The sequence below is a fragment of the Xanthomonas sp. SHU 308 genome (genome assembly GCF_000364645.1).
Taxonomy (GTDB): Bacteria; Pseudomonadota; Gammaproteobacteria; order Xanthomonadales; family Xanthomonadaceae; genus Xanthomonas_A; species Xanthomonas_A sontii.
Map to the genome: position 1 here is coordinate 1 of NZ_AQOK01000620.1, position 5,354 is coordinate 5,354.

Annotated in this window: 8 protein-coding genes; 4 read left to right on the forward strand and 4 right to left on the reverse strand. The window is 71.7% G+C overall.

Features of this window, described 5'->3' with window-relative positions; translation table 11 throughout:
* The 3 genes from D588_RS0117470 to D588_RS0117480 form a co-directional block, all read right to left on the reverse strand.
* On the reverse strand, positions 1–566 hold a 566-nt coding region (locus D588_RS0117470), incomplete at its 3' end, for a DUF2272 domain-containing protein (RefSeq protein ID WP_017916901.1).
* Between the two features lie 296 nt (positions 567–862).
* Positions 863–1,741: a carboxylating nicotinate-nucleotide diphosphorylase gene (gene nadC / locus D588_RS0117475; RefSeq protein WP_017916902.1), complete on the reverse strand. Its 879-nt coding sequence runs from the start codon at positions 1,739–1,741 to the stop codon at positions 863–865.
* The gene (locus tag D588_RS0117480; protein WP_010342118.1) at positions 1,738–2,007 is read right to left on the reverse strand and encodes a Trm112 family protein; all 270 of its coding nucleotides are present in this window, start codon (positions 2,005–2,007) and stop codon (positions 1,738–1,740) included. The genes nadC and D588_RS0117480 overlap by 4 nt, the downstream gene beginning before the upstream one ends.
* Before the next feature lie 58 nt (positions 2,008–2,065).
* On the opposite strand from D588_RS0117480, the gene purE reads away from it, so the two are divergent.
* Complete coding sequence (purE, locus tag D588_RS0117485) at positions 2,066–2,569, forward strand: 5-(carboxyamino)imidazole ribonucleotide mutase (protein ID WP_017909417.1); 504 nt, start codon at positions 2,066–2,068, stop codon at positions 2,567–2,569.
* The gene (locus D588_RS0117490; protein WP_026143837.1) at positions 2,566–3,714 is read left to right on the forward strand and encodes a 5-(carboxyamino)imidazole ribonucleotide synthase; all 1,149 of its coding nucleotides are present in this window, start codon (positions 2,566–2,568) and stop codon (positions 3,712–3,714) included. The genes purE and D588_RS0117490 overlap by 4 nt, the downstream gene beginning before the upstream one ends.
* 75 nt (positions 3,715–3,789) lie before the next feature.
* Here D588_RS0117490 and D588_RS0117495 read toward each other — a convergent pair whose 3' ends face one another.
* On the reverse strand, positions 3,790–4,368 hold the full coding sequence (locus tag D588_RS0117495; RefSeq protein ID WP_017916904.1) for a Fe-Mn family superoxide dismutase: 579 nt from the start codon (positions 4,366–4,368) through the stop codon (positions 3,790–3,792).
* A gap of 125 nt (positions 4,369–4,493) precedes the next feature.
* Here D588_RS0117495 and grxD point away from each other — a divergent pair, with 125 nt between their 5' ends.
* Together grxD and D588_RS0117505 are read left to right on the forward strand one after the other, a co-directional pair.
* Entirely contained in the window at positions 4,494–4,814 is a 321-nt protein-coding gene (gene grxD, locus D588_RS0117500) for a Grx4 family monothiol glutaredoxin (RefSeq protein WP_010342114.1), read from the forward strand.
* Positions 4,811–5,354: SDR family NAD(P)-dependent oxidoreductase (locus D588_RS0117505; RefSeq protein WP_017916905.1), on the forward strand; the 544-nt coding region annotated here is incomplete at its 3' end. The genes grxD and D588_RS0117505, both read left to right, overlap by 4 nt.

A 5,354-nucleotide genomic window follows, 5' to 3' on the forward strand; every position in this document is an offset into this window, starting at 1 on the left:
AAGCACAGCAGATCGCCGGGGGCAGGCTTTTCCTGCTGTGGGTCGGCAAAGCGATAGGGCAGGCCGTCGGCGCCGGCCTGGTAGGCGGCGCGGATGTAGTCGATATGCCGGATCGAGGTGTGGAAGCCGGCCACGCCGGCGCGCACCATCACGTACGACACGAAGGCTGCCGACCACGGGTTGTCGACGATGAAGGCGCGGCAGTCGTTCTCGCGGTAGCGCGACCCGTCCAGCTGCTGGCAGCTCTCGGCACCGTCGAAGCGGCCCATTGCGCCCAGCGTGCCGCTGTCGCGCCAGTAGGCGGCGACGCGCTGCCAGGCTTCGATGCCGTCGTCGGCAAGGTCGGCGCGCTCGGCCTCGGTGACGCGCAGGCCGGCCAGGCGGCCGTCGCGATCGATGAACGGGCGCCACCACAGCCGGTGCTCGTTGCAGGCGGTGCGCACGATCGCCACCGCCGCCGGGGTCAGGCCGAAGCGCGGCGGCAGATCGCAGACTTCCGCGGCCGCGGCGCGGCCGGCGGGAAACAGGGCGGCGACACACAGCAGCGCGAACCAGGGGCGGAACATCGGCGAACTCGGTGGGGACGGGGAAGCGCGCAGCGTCGCAGAGCGGCGTCGGCGAGGCCGTGAAGTGTAGGGCGTGCGGCGCGATCCGGGCAGATCGCGCCGTGCTGGCTGGCGCGTTTGCCGGCGGATCAGGCGCTTGGCGGTTACCCTTGGGGTGGTGGGACTCACCCAGCGGGGTGGAAACGAGCAACGTCGCGACTGGGCCATGCGTGCGGACATGCACGCATGGGATGTATCCGCATTCGCCGCGGGTGTGGAAAGGACGCGCGGTCGCCTCGTCGCGCGGCTCTGGCCGCCTACTGCGGCGGCGTTCCGAGTTTCAGCGACAGATCCACGGCCTGCACATGCTTGGTGAGTGCGCCGATGGAGATGCAGTCGACGCCGTCCTGCGCGATCGCGCGCACCGCCTCCAGGTCGACGCCGCCGGAGACTTCCAGCGGAATCGCGCGATTGAACGGTGCGGCCGCGGCGATCGCCACCGCGTCGCGGCGCTGTTCCGCGGTGAAGTCGTCGATCAGGATGCGATCGCAGCCGGCTTCCAGCGCTTCGCGCAGTTGCTCCAGAGTTTCCACCTCGACCACCAGCGGCAGCGCCGGCCATTGCGCGCGCGCGGCCGCCACCGCCGCAGGCAGCGAACCGGCGGCGTGGATGTGGTTCTCCTTGAGCATCACCGTGTCGTACAGGCCGATGCGGTGGTTGCTGCCGCCGCCGCAGCGCACCGCGTACTTCTGCGCCAGGCGCAGGCCGGGCAGGGTCTTGCGCGTGTCCAGGATGCGCGCGCCGGTGCCGGCGACCGCGGCCACGTAGGCGGCGGTGGCGGTGGCGGTGGCCGACAGGGTCTGCAGGAAGTTCAGCGAGGCGCGCTCGGCGCTGACCAGGGCGCGACTGCGCCCGTGCAGCAACGCCAGCACCGTGCCGGCGGCCACGCGTTGGCCTTCGGCCACCTGCCAGTCGATGCGGACCTGCGGATCCAGCGCCTGGTGGCAGGCGTCGAACCAGGGGCGGCCGGCGATCACTGCGTCCTGCTTGCACAGCAGGTAGGCGCTGTCGGCGCGGTCGGGCAGCAGCGCGGCGGTGACGTCGCCGCTGCCGAGATCCTCGGCCAGCGCACGCGCGACATCGGCGGCGATCAGCTCCGCGGCGGGCGCCTGCGGCGGCGCCATGTCGCGGCTCATTTGGCCGGGAAGTCGGCGAGCTGGGCGGTGCCGATGGCCTCTTCGGCCAGCAGCACCGGGATGCCGTCGTCGACGCGGAACACCTGCTTGCGGTCGCGGGTGATCAGGGCTTCGCGCAGCGGTTGCGCCTGCGCACTGCCATCGGCGCGCTGCACGCCGCCGGCGGCGATGGCGCGGTTCAGCGCCTCCAGGCCGCGCGCCTCCAGCAACGCCAGCGGTTGGCGGGTGTCGGGCGAGCACAGCAGGTCGAGCAGTTTGCGGTCCATCCGGTCTTCGTCTTGCGTGGAAGACGGCTAGAATACGTCTTTAAGGCAGGGGACGGCCATGACCTCCAAGCAAACCGCGCCGCTCGTCGGCATCGTGATGGGTTCCCGCTCCGACTGGGAGACCATGCAGCATGCGGCGCAGAAACTCGATGCGCTGGGTGTGCCCTATGAAGTGAAGGTGGTGTCGGCGCACCGCACCCCCGACGTGTTGTTCTCATATGCCGAGCAAGCGGCCGGGCGCGGCCTGCGCGCGATCGTGGCCGGTGCCGGCGGCGCCGCGCACCTGCCGGGCATGCTCGCGGCCAAGACCGCGGTTCCGGTGCTGGGCGTGCCGGTGCAGTCCAAGGCGCTCAACGGCATGGACTCGCTGCTGTCGATCGTGCAGATGCCGGCCGGCATTCCGGTGGCGACCTTCGCGATCGGCAATGCCGGCGCGGCCAACGCCGCGCTGTTCGCCGCGGCGATGCTGGCCCACGATCACGCTGAGATCGGTGCCGCGCTGGGCGAGTTCCGTCAGCGCCAGACCGACGACGTGATGGCCAAGGACGATCCGCGCCAATGACCACCGTCGGCATTCTGGGGGCGGGGCAGTTGGCACGGATGATGGCGGTGGCCGGCGTGCCGCTGGGCCTGCGCTTCGCGCTGCTGGATCCGGCAGCCGATGCCTGCGCCGGACAGGTCGCGCCGCTGCGGGTCGGCGACTATGCCGACCGAGCCGCGCTGGCCGCGTTCGCGGACGCGGTCGACGTGGCGACCTTCGATTTCGAGAACGTGCCCGCGGATAGCGCCGCCGCCCTGGCCGGGCAGGTGCCGGTGTTCCCGAGCCCGGATGCGCTGGCCGTGGCGCAGGATCGCCTGGCCGAGAAGACCCTGTTCCGCGAGCTCGGCATTCCCGTGCCGGCGTTCGCCGCGATCGACACCCGCGCCGATCTGGACGCGGCGCTGGCGCAGGTCGGCACGCCGTGCATCCTCAAGACCCGCCGGCTCGGTTACGACGGCAAGGGCCAGTTTCGCATCGCCTCCGCCGCCGACGCCGATGCGGCCTGGGCGGCGCTGGGCGCGCAGGCGGCCAGCGTCGGCTTGATCGCCGAGGCGTTCGTCCCGTTCCAGCGCGAGGTCAGCGTGGTGGCGGTGCGCGGCCGCGACGGCGAGTTCCGCACCTGGCCGCTGACCGAGAACTGGCATGTGCACGGCGTGCTGTCGGCCAGCCTGGCGCCGGCGCAGGCCGATGCCGCGCTGGAGCAGGCGGCGGTGGCGCATGCGCGTGCCCTGGCCGAACGCCTGCAGTACGTCGGTGTGTTCGCGCTGGAACTGTTCTGCCGCGACGGCGAACTGCTGGCCAACGAGATGGCCCCGCGCGTGCACAACTCCGGCCACTGGACCATCGAAGGCGCGGAGACCTCGCAGTTCGAGAACCACCTGCGCGCGGTACTGGGGCTGCCGCTGGGCTCCACCCGCATGCGTGGCCATGCCTGCATGCTCAACTGGATCGGCGCGATGCCCGACGCCGCACCGGTCCTGGCGCAGCCCGGCGGGCATTGGCACGACTACGGCAAGCAGCCGCGCGAAGGCCGCAAGGTCGGCCACGCCACCCTGTGCGAGGACACGCCGGAGGCGCTGGCGCTGGCCCTGCAGACCGTGGGCGCGCAACTGCAGCGCGAGGCCCAGGTCGCCCCGGTGATCGCCGCGTTGCGCGGCGAGCGCTGAGTCTGCAGCACGCGGCCCAGGCGACGCCTGGGCCAGGCAACTGCGAATCCCAAATCCCGAATCTCCAATCCCGGCTCAACGCAGATTGGACGCCGCGAACTCCCAATTGACCAGTTTCCAGAACGCCTGCAGATAGTGCGCGCGGTCGCCGGGGTGGTCGGTGTAGTAGGCGTGTTCCCAGACGTCGCAGGCCAGCAGCGGCGTGTCGTCGCCAGTCAGCGGGGTGCCGGCGTTGGCGGTGCTGACCACGGCCAGGCTGCCGTCGGGACGCTGCACCAGCCAGATCCAGCCGGAGCCGAATAGCGCCAGGGCCATGCGCTCGAACTCGGCCTTGAACCGGGCCACGTCGCCGAAACTCCTGGTCAGGCGCTCGCCGAGCGCGCCGCCCGGTTCGCCGCCGCCGCGCGGGCGCAGGCCGCGCCAGTAGAACTCGTGATTCCAGACCTCGGCCGCTTCCTGGAACAGCCGGCCCTGCGCGCGCCGCAGCAGGTCCGGCAGCGCCAGCTCGGCCAGGTCGCTGCCGGCGAGCCGCGCATTGAGCCGTTCCACCAACGCGCGCTGGTGCTGGCCGTGGTGCTGTTCCACCGCGGCGGCGGACAGGTGCGGGGCCAGCGCCGCAGCGGCGTAGGGCAGGGGAGCGAGTTCGATGGGCATGGATCCTCTGGCGGTTTCGGGCGCGCGTCGCGGTACTGCCGCGCGCAGGGCTTACACTATGCGGCTACGCGAGAGTCTAGCCGACCGCCAAGGTCGTTCTTTCGCCCCAGCAGGAGAGAACCCGCATGCAGGTGATGGAGCGCATCCAGGCCGACGTCGAACGCCATCCCATCGTGTTGTTCATGAAGGGCACGCCGCAGTACCCGATGTGCGGCTTTTCCAGCCGCGCGTTGCAGGCGTTGCTGGCCGCCGGCGCCGACCGCCTGCACACCGTCAACGTGCTCGACGAGCCGGAGATTCGTGCCAATCTGCCGCGCTATTCGAACTGGCCGACGTTCCCGCAGCTGTTCATCCATGGCGAGTTGATCGGTGGCTGCGACATCACCATGGAACTGTTCGAGTCCGGCGAGTTGCAGCGCATCGTGACCGAGGCCTACCAGTCGTGAGTGCGCCTGCGTCGCCGCAGGCCGGCGCGCTGGCGCAGCGGGTGGTCCTGGTCAGCGGCGCCGCCGGCGGGCTCGGCAGCGCTGCGGCGCTGGCCTGCGCCCAGGCGGGGGCCACCGTGGTCCTGCTCGGGCACAAGCCGGCACGCTTGAACCGCGTCTACGACGCAATCGCCGCGGTCGGCGCCGCGCCGCTGCTGTACCCGCTGGACCTGCTCGGAGCCACTCCGCCGGACTACGCGACCCTGGCCGAGCGCCTGCAGGGCGAGCTCGGCCGCCTGGACGGGCTGCTGCACTGCGCCGCCGACTTCGCCGGGCTGACCCCGTTCGAGCATGCCGATCTGGCCCAGTTCGCGCGCGCCATCCACGTCAACCTGACCGCCGCGGCCTGGCTGACCCAGGCCTGCCTGCCGTTGCTGCGACAGGCCGAGGATGCCGCGATCGTGTTCGCGGTGGACGATCCGGCGCGAGTCGGCCAGGCCTATTGGGGCGGCTACGGCGCGGCCCAGCACGGCCGCCGCGGCCTGCTGGCGAGCCTGCACG

Bases quoted from the DNA above. Each gene is read 5' to 3' on its own strand.
- nadC (WP_017916902.1), bottom strand. From the start codon at position 1,741: ATGAGCCGCGACATGGCGCCGCCGCAGGCGCCCGCCGCGGAGCTGATC.
- D588_RS0117480 (WP_010342118.1), bottom strand. From the start codon at position 2,007: ATGGACCGCAAACTGCTCGACCTGCTGTGCTCGCCCGACACCCGCCAA.
- purE (WP_017909417.1), top strand. From the start codon at position 2,066: ATGACCTCCAAGCAAACCGCGCCGCTCGTCGGCATCGTGATGGGTTCC.
- D588_RS0117490 (WP_026143837.1), top strand. From the start codon at position 2,566: ATGACCACCGTCGGCATTCTGGGGGCGGGGCAGTTGGCACGGATGATG.
- D588_RS0117495 (WP_017916904.1), bottom strand. From the start codon at position 4,368: ATGCCCATCGAACTCGCTCCCCTGCCCTACGCCGCTGCGGCGCTGGCC.
- grxD (WP_010342114.1), top strand. From the start codon at position 4,494: ATGCAGGTGATGGAGCGCATCCAGGCCGACGTCGAACGCCATCCCATC.